Origin of the sequence: Polymorphobacter megasporae (assembly GCF_018982885.2) — a bacterium.
GTDB lineage: Bacteria > Pseudomonadota > Alphaproteobacteria > Sphingomonadales > Sphingomonadaceae > Polymorphobacter_B > Polymorphobacter_B megasporae.
In genome coordinates, this window is the sequence record NZ_CP081848.1 from 1,632,124 (window position 1) to 1,647,557 (window position 15,434).

10 protein-coding genes are annotated in these 15,434 nt (G+C 67.4%); all 10 read right to left on the reverse strand.

The window, feature by feature from the left end:
- Positions 1 to 58 precede the first annotated feature (58 nt).
- A complete protein-coding gene (locus tag KTC28_RS07645) occupies positions 59 to 1,576 on the reverse strand; it encodes an efflux transporter outer membrane subunit (protein WP_216708353.1) in 1,518 nt (505 codons plus the stop codon).
- The gene (locus tag KTC28_RS07650) at positions 1,573 to 4,827 is read right to left on the reverse strand and encodes an efflux RND transporter permease subunit (RefSeq protein ID WP_216708354.1); all 3,255 of its coding nucleotides are present in this window, start codon (positions 4,825 to 4,827) and stop codon (positions 1,573 to 1,575) included. The genes KTC28_RS07645 and KTC28_RS07650 overlap by 4 nt, the downstream gene beginning before the upstream one ends.
- Positions 4,824 to 8,081, reverse strand: coding sequence for an efflux RND transporter permease subunit (locus KTC28_RS07655; protein ID WP_439650115.1), 3,258 nt, complete (start codon positions 8,079 to 8,081; stop codon positions 4,824 to 4,826). The genes KTC28_RS07650 and KTC28_RS07655 overlap by 4 nt, the downstream gene beginning before the upstream one ends.
- Positions 7,993 to 9,330 (reverse strand): MdtA/MuxA family multidrug efflux RND transporter periplasmic adaptor subunit, encoded by a 1,338-nt coding sequence (locus KTC28_RS07660; RefSeq protein WP_216708355.1) that lies wholly within the window; start codon positions 9,328 to 9,330, stop codon positions 7,993 to 7,995. Before KTC28_RS07660 ends, KTC28_RS07655 begins: the two co-directional genes overlap by 89 nt.
- Positions 9,331 to 9,419: 89 nt before the next feature.
- Complete coding sequence (locus tag KTC28_RS07665) at positions 9,420 to 11,627, reverse strand: xanthine dehydrogenase family protein molybdopterin-binding subunit (RefSeq protein ID WP_216708356.1); 2,208 nt, start codon at positions 11,625 to 11,627, stop codon at positions 9,420 to 9,422.
- Positions 11,628 to 11,629: 2 nt separating this feature from the next.
- Positions 11,630 to 12,646 carry an FAD binding domain-containing protein gene (locus KTC28_RS07670; RefSeq protein ID WP_216708357.1) on the reverse strand — a complete coding sequence of 339 codons (1,017 nt, stop codon included), beginning with the start codon at positions 12,644 to 12,646 and terminating at the stop codon, positions 11,630 to 11,632.
- Between the two features lie 4 nt (positions 12,647 to 12,650).
- The gene (locus KTC28_RS07675) at positions 12,651 to 13,265 is read right to left on the reverse strand and encodes a (2Fe-2S)-binding protein (RefSeq protein WP_255602363.1); all 615 of its coding nucleotides are present in this window, start codon (positions 13,263 to 13,265) and stop codon (positions 12,651 to 12,653) included.
- A gap of 29 nt (positions 13,266 to 13,294) precedes the next feature.
- Positions 13,295 to 14,197 carry an ion channel gene (locus KTC28_RS07680; protein WP_255602364.1) on the reverse strand — a complete coding sequence of 301 codons (903 nt, stop codon included), beginning with the start codon at positions 14,195 to 14,197 and terminating at the stop codon, positions 13,295 to 13,297.
- Between the two features lie 30 nt (positions 14,198 to 14,227).
- Positions 14,228 to 14,479 (reverse strand): DUF2188 domain-containing protein, encoded by a 252-nt coding sequence (locus KTC28_RS07685; RefSeq protein WP_216708358.1) that lies wholly within the window; start codon positions 14,477 to 14,479, stop codon positions 14,228 to 14,230.
- A 65-nt stretch (positions 14,480 to 14,544) separates the two neighbouring features.
- Positions 14,545 to 15,378 (reverse strand): TrmH family RNA methyltransferase, encoded by an 834-nt coding sequence (locus tag KTC28_RS07690; RefSeq protein WP_216708359.1) that lies wholly within the window; start codon positions 15,376 to 15,378, stop codon positions 14,545 to 14,547.
- Positions 15,379 to 15,434: the final 56 nt, after the last annotated feature.

Genomic DNA, 15,434 nt, shown 5'->3' on the forward strand with positions numbered 1-15,434 from the left:
CCCGTGGGCGACCGACCCGGATCGCCGCTAGCGCAGGGCCAGAGGTGTAGGACAGCGCTTATCCGGCCGGCGGCGGCGTCCGGTACGTCGTTTCCCAACTGCCGCCAAGCGCGCGGATCAGGCTGACCGATGTCGCCTGCTGGTTGGCCACGGCGGTGACGAGCGTCCGCCGTGCGGTCAGCGCGGTCGCCTGGACCGTCACGACGGTGGTGTAGTCGACCTGCCCGGCGAGGTACTGGTTGAGCGTCAGTTTCTCGGTCTCGTCGGCGGCCGCCGATGCCGCCTGCCGCAGTGTGGTGGTCACCGCCAGCTGGCGTGCGCCGATCAATTGGTCCTCGGTATCCTGCAACGCCGACAGGACGGTCTGGCGGTAGGTCGCAACCGACTCACGCCACGTTGCGCGCGCCGCTGCGACTTGTCCGTGGATGAGCCCGCCGTCGAACACTGTCTGCGCCAGCGACGCGCCGAGCGACCACAGGAAGGCGCTGCCGTTGAACAGGCTGCCGATCGACGTCGCCGACTGGCCGACCGACCCGGTCAGCGTCAGGTTCGGGTAGAACGCTGCGACGGCGATGCCGATGCCGGCGTTGGCAGCAGCGACGCGGCGCTCGGCGGCGGCGATGTCGGGGCGACGCTGAAGCAGGGTCGACGGGACTTCGGCGGGGACGGCGGGGACGACCGGCGCCCACGCCGCATGCTGGATGACGAAGGTTGCCGGGGCCTCGCCGGTCAGGACGGCGATCGCATGTTCGAGGACGCCGCGCTGGCGAACGAGTTCGGCCAAGTCGCCGCGCGTGCTCGCCACCTGCGTCCGCGCCTGAAGGAGGTCGGTCTTCGCCGACACGCCGGCATTATAACGGTTGAGCGTGATCTGGAGCGCGCGGTCGTACGACTTGCCGGTGGCGACGGTCAGGTCGATCTCGGCGTCGAGTGAACGCATCTGGAGATAGTCGGTCGCGAGCGTCGACTGCGCCGACAGCCGTGCGGCGGCGAGGTCGGCGGCGCTTGCGGCCGCATTGCCTTTCGCCTGCTCGACGGTTCGGCGGACGCGGCCCCACAGGTCGGGTTCCCAGCTGGCACCACCGGTCAGCCGGTAACGCTCACCGCTGCCGGTCGAGCCGACCGTCGAGCTGCCGGTGCCGCCGGTCGTCGTCCCTGTTCCAGTTCCGATCGTGCTGCCGCCGGTCGTCGTACCGATGCCGCCGCCGCTGGTAATGATCGTGCCGTTGCTGCCGCCGCCGCCCGACTTGGTCACCGCCGGCGTGATGTCGAGCGTCGGGAAGAGTCCGGCGCGCGCCTCGCGGACCAGCGCCTGCGACTGCTCGACCGCCGCGACTGCTGCCGCGACGTTCTGATTCGACACCTCGATCCGCGCGCACAGATCGTTGAGCACCGGGTCGTTGAATGCCGTCCACCACGGCCCCTTGTCGAGCAGGTCGCCCGGCACGGCGGTGGTCCAGCCGGCGGCCTCCTTGAATGCCGGCGGCGTCAGGTCGGTCGGCCGCTTGTAGTTCGGCCCGACGGTGCACGACGCGAGCAACGCGGCGGTCAGGGCAATGGGCAGGACACGCTTCATGCGAACTCCGGGTGCAGCCGCGCCGCCGCGCGCTCTTGAGGCGAACGGTGGCGGAAGCGGTCGAGCGCGAGATAGACGACCGGGGTGGTGAGCAGCGTCAGCACCTGGCTGACGAGCAAGCCGCCGATGATCGCGATGCCGAGCGGGTGGCGCAGCTCGGCACCCTCGCCCCACCCGATCGCCAGCGGCACCGCGCCGAGGACCGCCGCGAGCGTCGTCATGACGATCGGGCGGAAGCGCAGCAGTGATGCGCGGGTGATCGCCTCGCGCGGCGACAGCCCTTGCTCGCGCTCGGCGGCGAGAGCGAAGTCGATGATCAGGATGGCGTTCTTCTTGACGATTCCGATCAGCAGGACGACGCCGATCAGCGCGATGATCGAGAATTCGGTGCCGCTTGCGAGCAATGCGATGACCGCTCCGACCCCCGCCGACGGCAATGTCGACAGCACCGTCAGCGGGTGGATCAGGCTTTCGTAGAGCATCCCCAGCACGATGTAGATCACGACGATCGCCGACAGGATCAACAGCGGGGTCGACTTGAGCGAGTCCTGGAACGCCTTCGCGGTCCCGGCGAAGCTGCCGTGGACATCGGCTGGGGCGCGGACCTGTGCGAGCGCGTCGGCAATCACCGGGGTCGCATCGGACAGCGACTTGCCGGGCGCGAGGTTGAACGAGATCGTCGCGGCGGGCGATCCTGCCTGGTGATTGATCGACGACGCCGTCGCGCGGGTGTCGTAGTGGCTGAACGCGGCGAGCGGGATCATCGTCGACGCCACCGCCGACAGCGCGCTGCCCGACGCCTGGACATCGCCGTTCGACCCGGCGGCGGGAGCGGCGGCGTTCTGCGCGGTCGTTGCGGTCGCGCCGATGATGCTGCCTGCCGCGACCGCGCTCGTCCCGCCGCCGCGCGATGCCGCCTGCGGGGCGTTTGCGGGGACGTAGATATTCGCCAGCGCATCGGGGTTGAGGCGGAACGGGGCCGCCGCCTCCATGATCACCTTATACTGGTTGAGGTCGCTGTAGATCGTCGACACGCCGCGCTGGCCAAAGGCGTCGTACAGGATGTTGTCGACGTCGCGCGCGGTGGTTCCCAGTCGCGCGGCGCGGTCGCGGTCGACCGTAAGGAACGTCTCCACCCCGTTCTGCTGGGTGTCGGCGTCGATGTCGGTCAGGACGTTGCTGCGCTTCAGGATCGCGACCATCTTGTCGGCATAGCCCGGCAGCGTGTCGGCATCATCGCCCGACAGCGTGTACTGGTAGGTCGCATTGCCCTGCCGCCCGCCGACGCGGACGTCCTGGACCGGCGAGAGGAACAGCGCCGCGCCGGCGACGCGCGCGAGCTTCGGGCGCAGCCGGGCGATGACCGCGTTGCTGCCGCTGCTGCGCTCGCCCTTGGGCTTCAATTGGGCGAAGGCGAAACCGCCGCCGCCGCCACGGCTGCCGCCGCCGCCGGTGAAGCCGACCACGGTCGCGATATCGGGATCGTGCGCGACGATCGTCGTCAGCTGGGTCAGCTTTGCGGCGGAGACGGCGAACGAGGAGCGCTGGTCGAGCCGGACGCCGCCGTTCAACGACCCGGTGTCCTGCTCGGGGAAGAAGCCCTTGGGGATCGCCGCCCACAGATAGACGTTGATTCCGATCGTCGCGACGAGGATCAGCAGGATCAGCGCGGCATTGTCGAGCGCCCAGTCGAGCGCCTTGGCGTATCCCCTGATCGTTCGGTCGAATCCGCCCTCGATCACGCGCGCAAACCGTCCCGGCGTCTCGTCGGACTTGTCCTTGAGCAGCAACGCGCAGATCATCGGCGTCGTCGTCAGCGAGATGACGAGCGAGATCATCACCGACGCCGACAGCGTGATCGCGAATTCGCGGAACAGCCGTCCGACGATCCCGCCCATGAACAGCAAGGGGATGAACACCGCGACGAGGCTGATCGAGATCGACAGGACAGTGAAGCCGACCTCCTTCGCGCCCGTCAGCGCCGCCTCCATCCGCGGCATCCCGTCCTCAATGTGGCGGACGATGTTCTCGAGCACGACGATCGCATCGTCGACGACGAAGCCGGTGGCGACGGTCAGCGCCATCAGCGACAGGTTGTTGAGGCTGAACCCCAGCAGATACATCACGCCAAGCGTTCCGAGCAGCGACACCACGACCGCGACCGCGGGCACCACCGTCGCGCGCCACGACCGCAGGAACACGCTGACGACGAGCACCACGAGCAACGTCGCGATCAGCAGCGTGACCTCGACGTCGCGCAGGCTTGCGCGGATCGTCGTCGTGCGGTCGGACGCGATCGCCATGTCGATGTCGGCAGGCAGCCCGGCGCGGAGCCCGGGGAGCTGCGCCTTGACCGCCTCGACCGCGGCGATGATGTTCGCGCCCGGCTGGCGGCTGATGATCGCGACGACCGCTGGCTTGCCGTTGAACAGGCCGATTGTCCGCGCGTCCTCGGGGCCGTCGGTAACCTCGGCGACATCGCTCAACCGGACCGCCGCGCCGTTGCGATAGGCGATGATCAGCGGACGATAATCGGCGGCGGCGCGGCGCGCGGCGCTGGTGTAGATCTGGAAGCGCTGCCCGCCCGCGTCGACCGTCCCCTTCGGCCGGTTGGGGTTGGTCGCGGCGATCGCGGCGCGGACGTCCTCGAGGCTGAGGCCGAGGTGTGCCAGCGCGAGCGGATTGACGTCAATCCGGACCGACGGCAGCGAGCCGCCGCCGATCTGGACCTCGCCGACGCCGTCGACCTGGCTCAGCCGCTGCTGGACGATGTTCGACACCGCATCGTAAATCTGGAAGGCGCTGCGCGTTTTCGACGTCAGCGCGAGGATCATGATCGGCGCATCGGCGGCGTTGATCTTGCGGTACGTCGGGTTCGACCTGAGCGTCGCCGGCAAGTCGACCCGCGACGCCGCGATCGCCGCCTGGACGTCGCGGGCCGCGCCATTGATGTCGCGGTCGAGGTTGAACTGGAGGGTGATCCGCGTCGATCCGGTCCCCGACTGGCTCGTCATCTCCGAAACATCGGCGATCGTGCCGAGGCGGCGTTCGAGCGGGGTCGCGACCGACGACGCCATCGTTGCCGGCGACGCGCCCGACAGGCTGGCGTTGATCGAGATCGTCGGGAAGTCGACCTGGGGCAGCGGCGACACCGGCAGGACGAAATACGCCGCGATCCCCGACAGCGCGATGCCGATCGTCAGCAGGATCGTCGCGATCGGACGCCTGACGAAGGGCGAAGACAGGCTCATTCGGCGTGGACTGCGGTCGGAGCCTTGACGGGCTTCGTCGTAATCCGCGCGTGCGGTCCGCCCTTCTTCCGCCCCGTCGCGAGCCGGTCGAACGCGAGGTAGATCACCGGCGTCGTGAACAGGGTCAGCATCTGGCTGACGATCAGCCCGCCGAAGATCGCTAGGCCGAGCGGCCGCCGCAGCTCCGACCCTTCGCCCCAGCCGACCATCAGCGGGACCGCGGCGAACAGCGCGGCGAGCGTCGTCATCAAAATCGGGCGGAAGCGCAGCAGCGCCGCCTGGTGGATCGCATCGCGCGAACTCATGCCGCCCTCGCGCTCGGCGGACAGCGCGAAGTCGATCATCATGATCGCGTTCTTTTTGACGATGCCGATCAGCAGCACGATCCCGATGATGCCGATCACGCCGAGGTCGTTGCCCGTGACTATCAGCATCAGCAGCGCACCGATCCCCGCCGACGGCAGCGTCGAAAGGATCGTCAGCGGGTGGATGTAGCTCTCATACAGCACGCCGAGGACGATATAGACCGTCACCACCGCCGCGAGGATCAGCCACAGCTGGTTCGACAACGACGAGCGGAATGCGTCCGCCGCGCCGAGGAAGGTCAGCGACACCGATGCCGGCATGTTGATCGCGGTCGCTGCGGTCTGTACCGACTTGACCGCGGTCCCAAGGCTGACGCCCGGCGCAGGATCGAAGCCGATCGTCGACGCCGGGAACTGAGCAACATGGGTAATCGCGAGCGGCACCTGTCGCGCGCCGATCCGCGCGATCGCGGCGAGCGGGACCGCCTTGCCGGTCGACGACTGGAGCTGCAGGCGGCCGATCCCCTCGACCCCGGTCAGCTCGCCGGGCATCGCCTCGAGGATGACGCGATACTGGTTCGACTGGGTGAAGATCGTCGAGATGATCCGCTGGCCGAAGGCATTATACAGGGCGTCGTCGACCGCGCTCGCGGTAATCCCGAGCCGCGCAGCGGTGTCGCGGTCGATGTCGACATACGCCGACAGCCCTTCGCTCTGGACGTCGGACACGACCGCGCCGAGCTTGGGGCTCGTCCGCATCTGCGCGCTGAGCTTTTCCGACCACGTCGCGACGTCGGCGGTCGTCGCCCCGGTCAGGCTGACGCGATATTCGGTCGGCCCGGTCTCGGCGTCGATCGACAGGTCCTGCACCGGCTGGAACCACACCGTCGTCCCCGCGACGTGCGAGGCGCGGTCGCGCAGCCGCGCGATGACCGTGTCGAGGCTGCCGTCGCGGTCGCCCTTGTCGCGCAGATTGATCAGCAGCCGCCCGCTGTTCTGCGTCGCGTTGGTCCCGTCGACACCGAGGTACGAGCTCAGGCTGAGCACCGCCGGATCGGCGGCGAGTGCCCGCGCGACGTCGTTCTGGAGCACACCGGCGCGGTCGTAGGCGACGCTTTGCGACATCCGCACGACCGCCTGAACCTGCCCGGTATCCTGCACAGGAAACAGCCCCTTCGGGATGAGGATATACAGGAGCGCCGTCAGGATCAGCGTGCCGACGAAGATCAGCAATGTCAGCCCGCTGCGGTTGAGCACCCACGTCAGCGCGCCGTCGTAGCGATGGACGACACGGTCGAACAACGCCTGCGTCCGCCGGGCGAAACCGCTGTCGCTCGAATGCGACTTGAGCAGCCGCGCCGACATCATTGGCACGAGGGTCAGCGCGACGATCGCCGAGATGACGATCGTCACCGCCAGAGCGACGGCGAACTCGCGGAACAGCCGCCCGACGACGTCGCCCATGAACAGCAGCGGGATCAGGACCGCGATGAGCGAGACGGTCAGCGAGATGATGGTGAAGCCGATCTCGGCGGCACCGCGAACCGCAGCGGCGAACGGCTTCATCCCCTCCTCGATGTGGCGGCTGATGTTCTCGATGACGACGATCGCATCGTCGACGACGAAACCGGTCGCGATCGTCAGCGACATCAGCGTCAGGTTGTTGAGTGAATAGCCGAGCAGGTACATCACCCCGCAGGTGCCGATCAGCGAGATCGGCATCGCGATCGAGGCGATGATCGTCGCCGGGATCGATCCGAGGAAGGCGAAGATCACCAGCACGACGAGCGCGACCGAGAACAGCAGTTCGAACTCGACGTCGCGGACCGACGAGCGGATGCCGGTGGTCCGATCGGCTAGCGTCCGCACCTCGATGTCGGGCGGCATCCCGACGCGAAGCTCGGGGAGGATGGCGTTGATCGCGTCGACGGTCTTGATGACGTTCGCGCCGGGCTGGCGGCGGACGTCGAGGATGATCGCCGGTTCGGTGCCGACGAACGCGCCGAGCTTGGAATTCTCGGCCCCGTCGATCACCGTCGCGACGTCGCGCAGCCGGATCGGCGCGCTGTTGCGGTAGGCGACGATCAGGTTGCGATACTCGTCGGCGGTCGACAACTGGTCGTTGGCGTCGATCGTGAACGCCTGCGCATTGCCATCGAAGCTGCCCTTCGCCCCATTCGCATTGGCGGCGGCAATCGCGGTGCGCAGCGTGTCGAAGGCGATGCCGAACGATGCGAGCAGCTGCGTGTTCGCCTGGATGCGGACGGCGGGGCGCGCGCCGCCCGACAGGCTGACCTGGCCGACGCCCGCGACCTGCGAGATTTTCTGCGCAAGCTCCTGGTCGACGATGTTCTGCACCGCGGTCAGCGGGCGGGTCTTCGACGTCACCGCGAGCGTCAGGACCGGCGCGTCGGCAGGGTTGACCTTGGCATAGACCGGCGGCGCGGGGAGATCGGCGGGAAGCAGCGAGGTCGCCGCGTTGATCGCCGCCTGAACCTCCTGCTCGGCGACGTCGAGCGGCAGGCCGAGGTTGAACTGGAGCGTCTCGACCGACGTCCCGCCCGAACTGACCGACGACAGGCGCTTAAGCCCCTCCATCTGGCCGAACTGGCGTTCGAGCGGGGCGGTGACGGTCGCCGCCATGACTTCAGGCGACGCGCCGGGATAGCCGGTCGTCACCTGGATCGTCGGGAAGTCGACCTGCGGCAGCGCCGCGAGCGGCAGCAGCTTGAAGCCGACCCCGCCCGCCAAGACGATCGCGATCATCAGCAGCGCGGTCGCGACCGGGCGCGATATAAATGGCCGTGACGGGCTGGCGCGCCCGATGTCTTCGGCCGGGACCGCGACCGGCGGAGCTGCGTCAGCCATCGGGCTGGGCGGCGTGACGGTGGCGATGGCCGCCGCTGCTCGCTCCAGCGGCGTCGCCGCCTGCGGCACCCGGTCCGCCACGGCCGTGCGCCCCGGGCAGCATGACCGCGCCGCCGTCCTTGAGCTTGTCGGCACCTTCGGTCACGACGACCGTCCCGGCGGCGATGCCGCTGGTAATGCTGACATTGTCGCCCGACGTCGGGCCGAGCGTCACCGGGGTCAGCTTCGCCTTCGATCCGGGACCAACGACAAAGACGAAGTTACCTTGCGGGCCGTTGCGCACCGCGGTCGCCGGGATCGTCACCGCGCCCTTGACCGTGTCGAGAAGCAACCGTGCATTGACGAACTGGTTGGGGAACAGCGCACCGTCGGTATTGGTGAACCGCGCCTTCGCCTTGACCGTGCCGGTGGTCGTGTCGATCTGGTTGTCGAGCGTCGAGAACATCCCCTGCGCGACGACCGCGCCGCCGTCGCGGTCGAGCGCGGTGACGGGCAGCGAGGCACCGGCACGTATCCGCGCCTGCACAGCCGGAACACGGTCCTGCGGCAACGTGAACAGCACGTCGATCGGTGAGATCTGGGTGATGACGACGATGCCAGCGGTGTCGCCGGGCGAGACATAATTGCCGACGTCGACCCCACGCAAACCGGCCCGGCCCGAGACCGGCGCATTGACGCTGGTGTAGCCGAGGTTGAGCTGCGCCGCGCCGACCGCGCCCTTGTCGGTGGTGACGGTGCCGGCATATTGGCGAACGAGCGCCGCCTGCGTGTCGACCGTCTGGCTCGCGATCGAATCCTGCTTGAGCAGCGTCTGATAGCGCGTGAGGTCGACCTTCGCCGCCGACAGCAGCGCCTGGTCACGTGCGAGCGTCCCCTTCGCCTGGTCGAGCAGCTGCTGGTACGGGCGCGGATCGACTTGTGCGAGGAGCTGGCCTTTCTTGACCATCTGGCCTTCGCGGAAGTTGACGGTGAATAACCGCCCGGCAATCTGGGTTCGCATCGTCGCGGTCACCGGCGAGGTGACAGTGCCGAGCGCGTCGATTGTGATCGGCACGTCGGTGGTGATCGCCGTCGCCGTCCCGACAGTCACCATACCGCCGCCGCCGCCACGCCCGCCACGCCGACCGCCGCTCGCGCCGCCCGACCCGGGTGCGCCACTCGCGCCCGGCGGTCCGCTCGCCCCGCCCGACTTGGCGTTGCTCGCGAGATACCAGGCGACAAGGCAACCGAAGGCGATTGCGATCAGCACGACGATCGTGCTCAACCACCGCCGCCGTGGGCGTTCGACGATTACTTCCGGCTCGTACGGCCCGGGGTCGGCGTCACTCATCACTGCTCATCCATTGCGCGCCGCAGCAACGCCATACGGCAGCGCGGATGGCAATCCCCCGGAGATGGTTTACGCGCCCGGCCGCGCGGTCATGCGATGAGCTTGTCGATCGTGATCGGGAGTTCGCGAATACGCTGGCCGGTCGCATGATAGACCGCGTTGGCCACCGCCGCATTCGTGCCGACGTTGCCAAGCTCGCCAAGCCCCTTCGCGCCCATCGGCACTTGGTCATCGACCTCGGGGACGAGGATGACCTCGACCGAGCGGATGTCGGCGTTCACCGGGATCAGATACTCGGCGATATTGTCGTTGACGTAGCGCGCGCGCTTCTCGTCGATCTCGGTCGCCTCGTGAAGCGCCGACGACACGCCCCAGATCAATCCGCCCATCAACTGCGAGCGCGCGGTCCGCGGGTTCATGATGCGCCCGCCGGCAAACGCGCCGGTGATGCGCGGAACGCGGATTTCCTTCGTCCGCGAATGAATGTGGACCTCGACGAACTCGGCGCCATACGCATATGCGAGGATCGGTGTCGGCGAGTCGCTGCCGCCGGCCATGTGACCTTCGTACAATTTGGCGACGCCGCCGCTCGTCTTCGGCGGGGCCCATTCGGCGTATTCCTCGACGACACCGGTGTTCATCTTCTTGAAGGCCGCCGCCAGCGCATCGCCCGTCGGCAGGCGGTTGCCGAACTTAGCGATCACCTTGTCGCACGCCGCCTTTACCGCCGACCCGGCGCTCGCGGTTGTCATCGATCCGCCCGCGACGGGTCCGGGGGGCAGGCGCGAATCGCCCATCTCGACAGTCACCTGCGACAGCGGGATGTCGAACGCCTCGGCGACGACCTGACCCATGATCGTCGTCGCGCCGGTACCGACGTCGTGCGCCGCGATCTGGACTCGGGCGTGACCGTCGGGTGACAGACGGACGCGCGCGGTCGCGGGCATCGTGTTCGCCGGATAGCAGGTCGACGCACAGCCATAACCGACGAGCCAGTCACCATCGACCATCGACCCGACCTTGGGGTTGCGCTTCGACCAGCCGAACGCCTCGCTCGCGGCGTCGAAGCACTCGACCAGGTGGCGCGAGGTAAATTTGTCGCCGCTGACCGGGCTCTTCATCGTGTCGTTGATCCGGCGGAACTCGACGGGGTCGATCCCACATTTCTCCGCCATCTCGTCGATCGCGCATTCGAGCGCGAACATGTACGGCACCTCCGGCGGTGAACGCATGAACCCAGGGGTCGAGCGATCGGCACGGACGATGTGCACCTTCGATGTGACGTTCGGGATCGCGTACATCTGCGTCGTCGCCTCGGTCCCGCCGACCTTATAGTCGTCGGTCCGGCTGGTCAGCTCCCATCCATCGTGGCTCAGCGCAGTGAGCTTGCCCGACTTGTCGGCCCCAAGCTTGATCGCGTGGCGGGTTTCGGCGCGATAGGTCGATACGGTGAAGCCCTGCGTCCTTGTCGCGACGAGCTTAACCGGGCGGTGAATCGCCCGTGCTACGGCGGCGATGATCCCGGTACGCGGGGTCATCATCCCCTTCGACCCGAACGCACCGCCGACGAATGGCGCGATCACGGTGACCTTCGCCGGATCGACGTCGAGCTGCTTCGCGACGCCGTTCTTGAGGCCCCAGACGAACTGGCTCGGCTCGTAGATCGTCAGCTCGTCGCCGTGCCAGACCGCGGTCGTGGTGAACAATTCAATCGGGTTGTGGTGCTGGGTCGGCGTCGTATAGCCCGCCTCGATCTTGACCTCGGCGCTGTCCCACGCCTTGTCGAAATCACCGGCCGTCTTGTCCTTCCAGCCCTTGGCGACCTTCGCCGCATCGACCGTCTCGGTGCCGCGGCTTTCGAGGCTCGCCGACGGGTCGCCCGGGGCGTAGTCGACGACGATGCGGTGCGCCGCGTCGCGGGCGATCTCATAGGTTTCGGCGACGACGACACCGATGATCTGCCCGGCGAACTTGACCTCAGCCGAGCCCAGCGGATCGAAGCCCGTCGTGACATAGCCGCCCTCGGCGAAGAAACCTGCGTCTTCACGCTTGGGCGCGTTCTCGTGGGTGAAGATTTCGACCACCCCGGGCATTGCCTTGGCCGCCTTGAGGTCGAAGCCGCGAATCTTGCCATTCGCGATCGCACTCGTCACGAGATAGGCGAAGGCCGGGTTCGACACCGGAAAATCCGATGCATATTGTGTCGCGCCAGTGACCTTTTCGCGGCCTTCGATGCGCGCATCGGCCTTGCCCATGTTCTTGCCGGGGACCGGCACGGGAGCGGTGTAATCGGCCATCGTCAGAGCTCCATCGCCTGGGTGGTCAGCAACGCGCGGACGAGCGTCGCCTTGCCGAGCGGCACCTTATAGGCATTGTGTTCATGGGTTTTGGCATCGGCGAACGCAGCGTCGGCAGCCTTGTGCGCAGCCGCTTCGTCGAGCGGCTTGCCTGCGAGCAAAGCCTCGGCTTCGGCCGCGCGCCAAGGGACCGTCGCGACACCGCCGAGCGCGATCCGCGCTGACCGCACCATCGTTCCGTCCATGTCGAGTGCGACTGCGACGCTGGCGAGTGCGAAGGCATAGCTCTCGCGGTCACGGACCTTGATGTACGCCGACCGCCGCGTCCACGGACCGGCAGGGACGACGTAAGCGGTAATCATCTCACCGGGGGCGAGGCTCGTCTCGATGTGCGGGGTCGACCCCGGCAGGCGGTGGAGATCGGCGAAGCGGATCGATCGTGCTCCGCCGGCGCCGAGCACTTCGACGGTCGCATCGAGCGCGATCAGCGCCTGCGCGAAATCGCCCGGGTAGCTCGCAATGCAGTGCTCGCTGGTTCCGAGCACGGCGTGAAGCCGGTTGAACCCGTCGATCGCGGCGCAGCCCGACCCGGGGTTGCGCTTGTTGCACTGCTCATAGCTCGGGTCGCGAAAGTACGAACAGCGCGTCCGCTGGAGTGCGTTGCCGCCGAGCCGTGCCATGTTGCGAAGCTGCTGGCTTGCCGCCAACCCGAGCGACTGCGCGATCACCGGATAGTCGGTGACCACGGCGTGATCCTCGGCGGCATCGCTCATCCGCACCAGCGCCCCGAGGCGGAGCTCGGTCGCCGAAGCCTCGATATTGCCATAGCGCGCGGTCGCCAGCGGGGTGATGTCGATGACCGCGTCGGGGCGCATGACATCGAGCTTCATCAGATCGAGCAGCGTCGTGCCGCCGCCCATCAACTGGACAGGGGCGCGGACGTGCGCATCGGCGGGAACAGTCGCCTGGCGGACCGCTTCGGGGGCATCGGCCGCCAGTGAATAAGTGAACGGACGCATCGGCTCAGCCCCTCTTCATCTGCGGCGCGGCCTGCTCGATCGCCGCGACGATATTGGGATAAGCGGCGCAGCGGCACAGGTTGCCCGACATTGCCTCGCGGATCATGTTGGCGTCCTTCGCGTGACCGTCGTGGACGATTGCGACCGCCGACATGATCTGGCCGGGGGTGCAATAACCGCACTGGAATGCGTCATTGTCGACGAACGCCGCCTGCATCGGATGAAGCGTGCCGTCGGCGGCCGCCAATCCCTCGATCGTCGTGATGTCACGACCCTGCGCGGCGACCGCGAGCGTCAGGCAGGACAGCGACGCGCGGCCGTCGAGGTGGACGGTGCACGCGCCGCACTGGCCCTGGTCGCAACCCTTCTTCGCGCCAGTCAGCCCGAGCCGCTCGCGCAGCGTGTCGAGCAATGTCATCCGCGGATCGACCGTCACGCGGTGATCGCCGCCATTGATTCGCAAGGTGATGGGCACCCCGGTTTCGGCTTTTACCGCCGCTGCTTGGTCCATTTTTCGCCCTTCGGTTTTCGCGCTCGCCGCCAGCGGCACCGCCGCCGCCAAGATCGTTCCGCTGGCGAGAAACGTACGGCGGTCGAAGTCGCCAGTGCCGTTCGTCATGCTTTGGTCTCGCGTGCGGGTTGAGCCCGTCAAACCACCGCGCCGCGAGAAGGTTTCAAGCCACGCGCGTGGTCTCGGCGGCGGTCGCGTGGGTGTCGTGGAGCCGGGTCAGATCGATATGGATTGTCCAGAATGTCGACGAATTCATGCTCGTAGCGGAGGTCATCACGCGAATACATGCGCGCGCCGAAGGTCTGGCTGCTGAGCAACGTGTCGAGCCCGCTGACAGTGACCATCAGCCGCAGGGTTTGATCGGGGTCGTCGAGGATCGGCTTCAGCGGGCTGGTGTCGTCGATGATATGGACCAGCGTCCATGCGATCGCCATCATCGCGTTGCGCTGATTCACGAGCGGCAGGTCGACGAAGCGGCGGTAGATCTTGCCGTTCGGCAGGACGACGGTCTCGAGCACCTGGAATTGCGCCGTTGCCCCCGCGATCGGCCGCGCCCGCATACCGGCAAGCCGGAGCATCGCCACGCGGCGGTCGCCGATCGTCGTGATGACGATCGGATTGCTGAAGACGAGGCTGTCGCGCGGCCGGGCGAAGCGGGCGAAGATCAGTCCGGTGATCGTCGCGGTGAGGAAGATGCCGGTCAGGATCTCGACGACCGCGATGGCATGGCCGAGGTGGGTCGCCGGGGCCATCTCGCCGTAGCCGACCGTCGCCAGCGTCTCGACCGAGAAATAAAAGCCGTCGGCGAGCGAGCCCGGGGCGGCATTGCTGATCGCGCCGGGCAAACTGGCATAGATCGCGCCGAAGCCGAGGTTGACGAGCAGGAAAAAGCTCGCCGCGACCGCGACGAACGCCGGCCACGACAGTTCCATCAACTGGTAATAGACGTCGCCGGTGCCCCACGGCGCGCCGTGCCTGATCGCCATGAAGCCGCCGAGACTGACCCGCTGGTGCCGGATCGGTGGGCGCGGAAGCGGCATGCGCGGATCAGCCGGCCGGCAATGCCGATGCTATGACTTGCCGGTGTCCTTGACCTCGATGTCGGGACGATCGTCGCCCTGCGCGGTTTCCTCGTGCCAGCGGCCGTCGGCATCCTCGAAGCTGATGACTTCGGTCTCGCCGCTCAGGCCGTGCTCGGTGGCCGCTGCCTTGGCTGCCGCGGTGGCATCCTCGTGGGTGCGATAGGTTTCGGTGAAGACGTCGCCGACCTTGTAGGTCCAGCCGCCGTCGTGCTCGACGACCTCATAGGCGATGCGTGTCATGGTCTTGGTCCTTCGTCGGGTCGCTCCGGCGTTTGCCGTGTGCGCGTAGGGGGTATCATCGGCGTTCAGGCGATGTTCGGCAACTGTGCGCGTGCTTGTGCGGCATGCTGGCCGAGGACTTCATACAGCAGGACGGCGGTGGCGACCGCGACGTTGAGGCTGTCGGCCTTTCCCAGCATCGGCAATTTGACCAGCGCATCGCATTGATCGGCATAGCTTGCCGGCAGTCCGGCCTGCTCGTTGCCCATCAGCACGAAGGTCGGGGCAGGGAAAGCGACGCTCCGGTAATCGACCGCCCCGGTCAGCGCCGCCCCGGCGACGAAACCGCCCGATGCACGGCGTATCCAGTTGAAAAAGCTCGGGCCATCGGTGATCGTCAGGCTTTGGGTGAAGATCGCCCCCATCGACGCCCGCACCGCCTCGGTGCTGTAGGGATCGCATGAGTCGTCGAGCAGGATGACCCCGCCCGCCCCGACGGCATCGCCGGTGCGCAGGATCGTGCCGAGGTTGCCGGGGTCCTTAAGCGACTGACAAACAATCCAGATTTTTGCTGTGGACCGGTCGAGACGGGCGAGCGGGGTCGGGTTCTGCCGGAATACCCCGACCACCGCCTGCGGATTATCCTTGCCAGTCAGCTTGCCGAGCATGTCGGCATTGGTCTCGATCGCCGACCCGCCGCCGCCCTCGGTCGCCGCGACAAGGCGTTCGACGAGCGGATGCCGCGCCGATTCCGCCCCGAAAACAAGGACTTCGGGAACGATCCCGGCTTCGAGTGCCTCGGCGACGATCCGCAGTCCCTCGGCGAGGAAACGCCCATCGGCTCGGCGGAATTTCTTCTCGTGGAGCGACCGCAATCGCTTGAGGGTCGGGTTCGAAGGACTCGTCAGATGCTCGACCATGATGGCGCACCCCTACCATCGCGCGACGGAAACGCTAATATGCGCTTTGGAATCGT

What these genes read in the sequence shown, in the direction of transcription:
- KTC28_RS07685 (WP_216708358.1), bottom strand. Translation starts at nt 14,479, where the DNA reads ATGACACGCATCGCCTATGAGGTCGTCGAGCACGACGGCGGCTGGACC.
- KTC28_RS07645 (WP_216708353.1), bottom strand. Translation starts at nt 1,576, where the DNA reads ATGAAGCGTGTCCTGCCCATTGCCCTGACCGCCGCGTTGCTCGCGTCG.
- KTC28_RS07680 (WP_255602364.1), bottom strand. Translation starts at nt 14,197, where the DNA reads ATGCCGCTTCCGCGCCCACCGATCCGGCACCAGCGGGTCAGTCTCGGC.
- KTC28_RS07665 (WP_216708356.1), bottom strand. Translation starts at nt 11,627, where the DNA reads ATGGCCGATTACACCGCTCCCGTGCCGGTCCCCGGCAAGAACATGGGC.
- KTC28_RS07670 (WP_216708357.1), bottom strand. Translation starts at nt 12,646, where the DNA reads ATGCGTCCGTTCACTTATTCACTGGCGGCCGATGCCCCCGAAGCGGTC.
- KTC28_RS07660 (WP_216708355.1), bottom strand. Translation starts at nt 9,330, where the DNA reads ATGAGTGACGCCGACCCCGGGCCGTACGAGCCGGAAGTAATCGTCGAA.
- KTC28_RS07650 (WP_216708354.1), bottom strand. Translation starts at nt 4,827, where the DNA reads ATGAGCCTGTCTTCGCCCTTCGTCAGGCGTCCGATCGCGACGATCCTG.
- KTC28_RS07675 (WP_255602363.1), bottom strand. Translation starts at nt 13,265, where the DNA reads ATGACGAACGGCACTGGCGACTTCGACCGCCGTACGTTTCTCGCCAGC.
- KTC28_RS07690 (WP_216708359.1), bottom strand. Translation starts at nt 15,378, where the DNA reads ATGGTCGAGCATCTGACGAGTCCTTCGAACCCGACCCTCAAGCGATTG.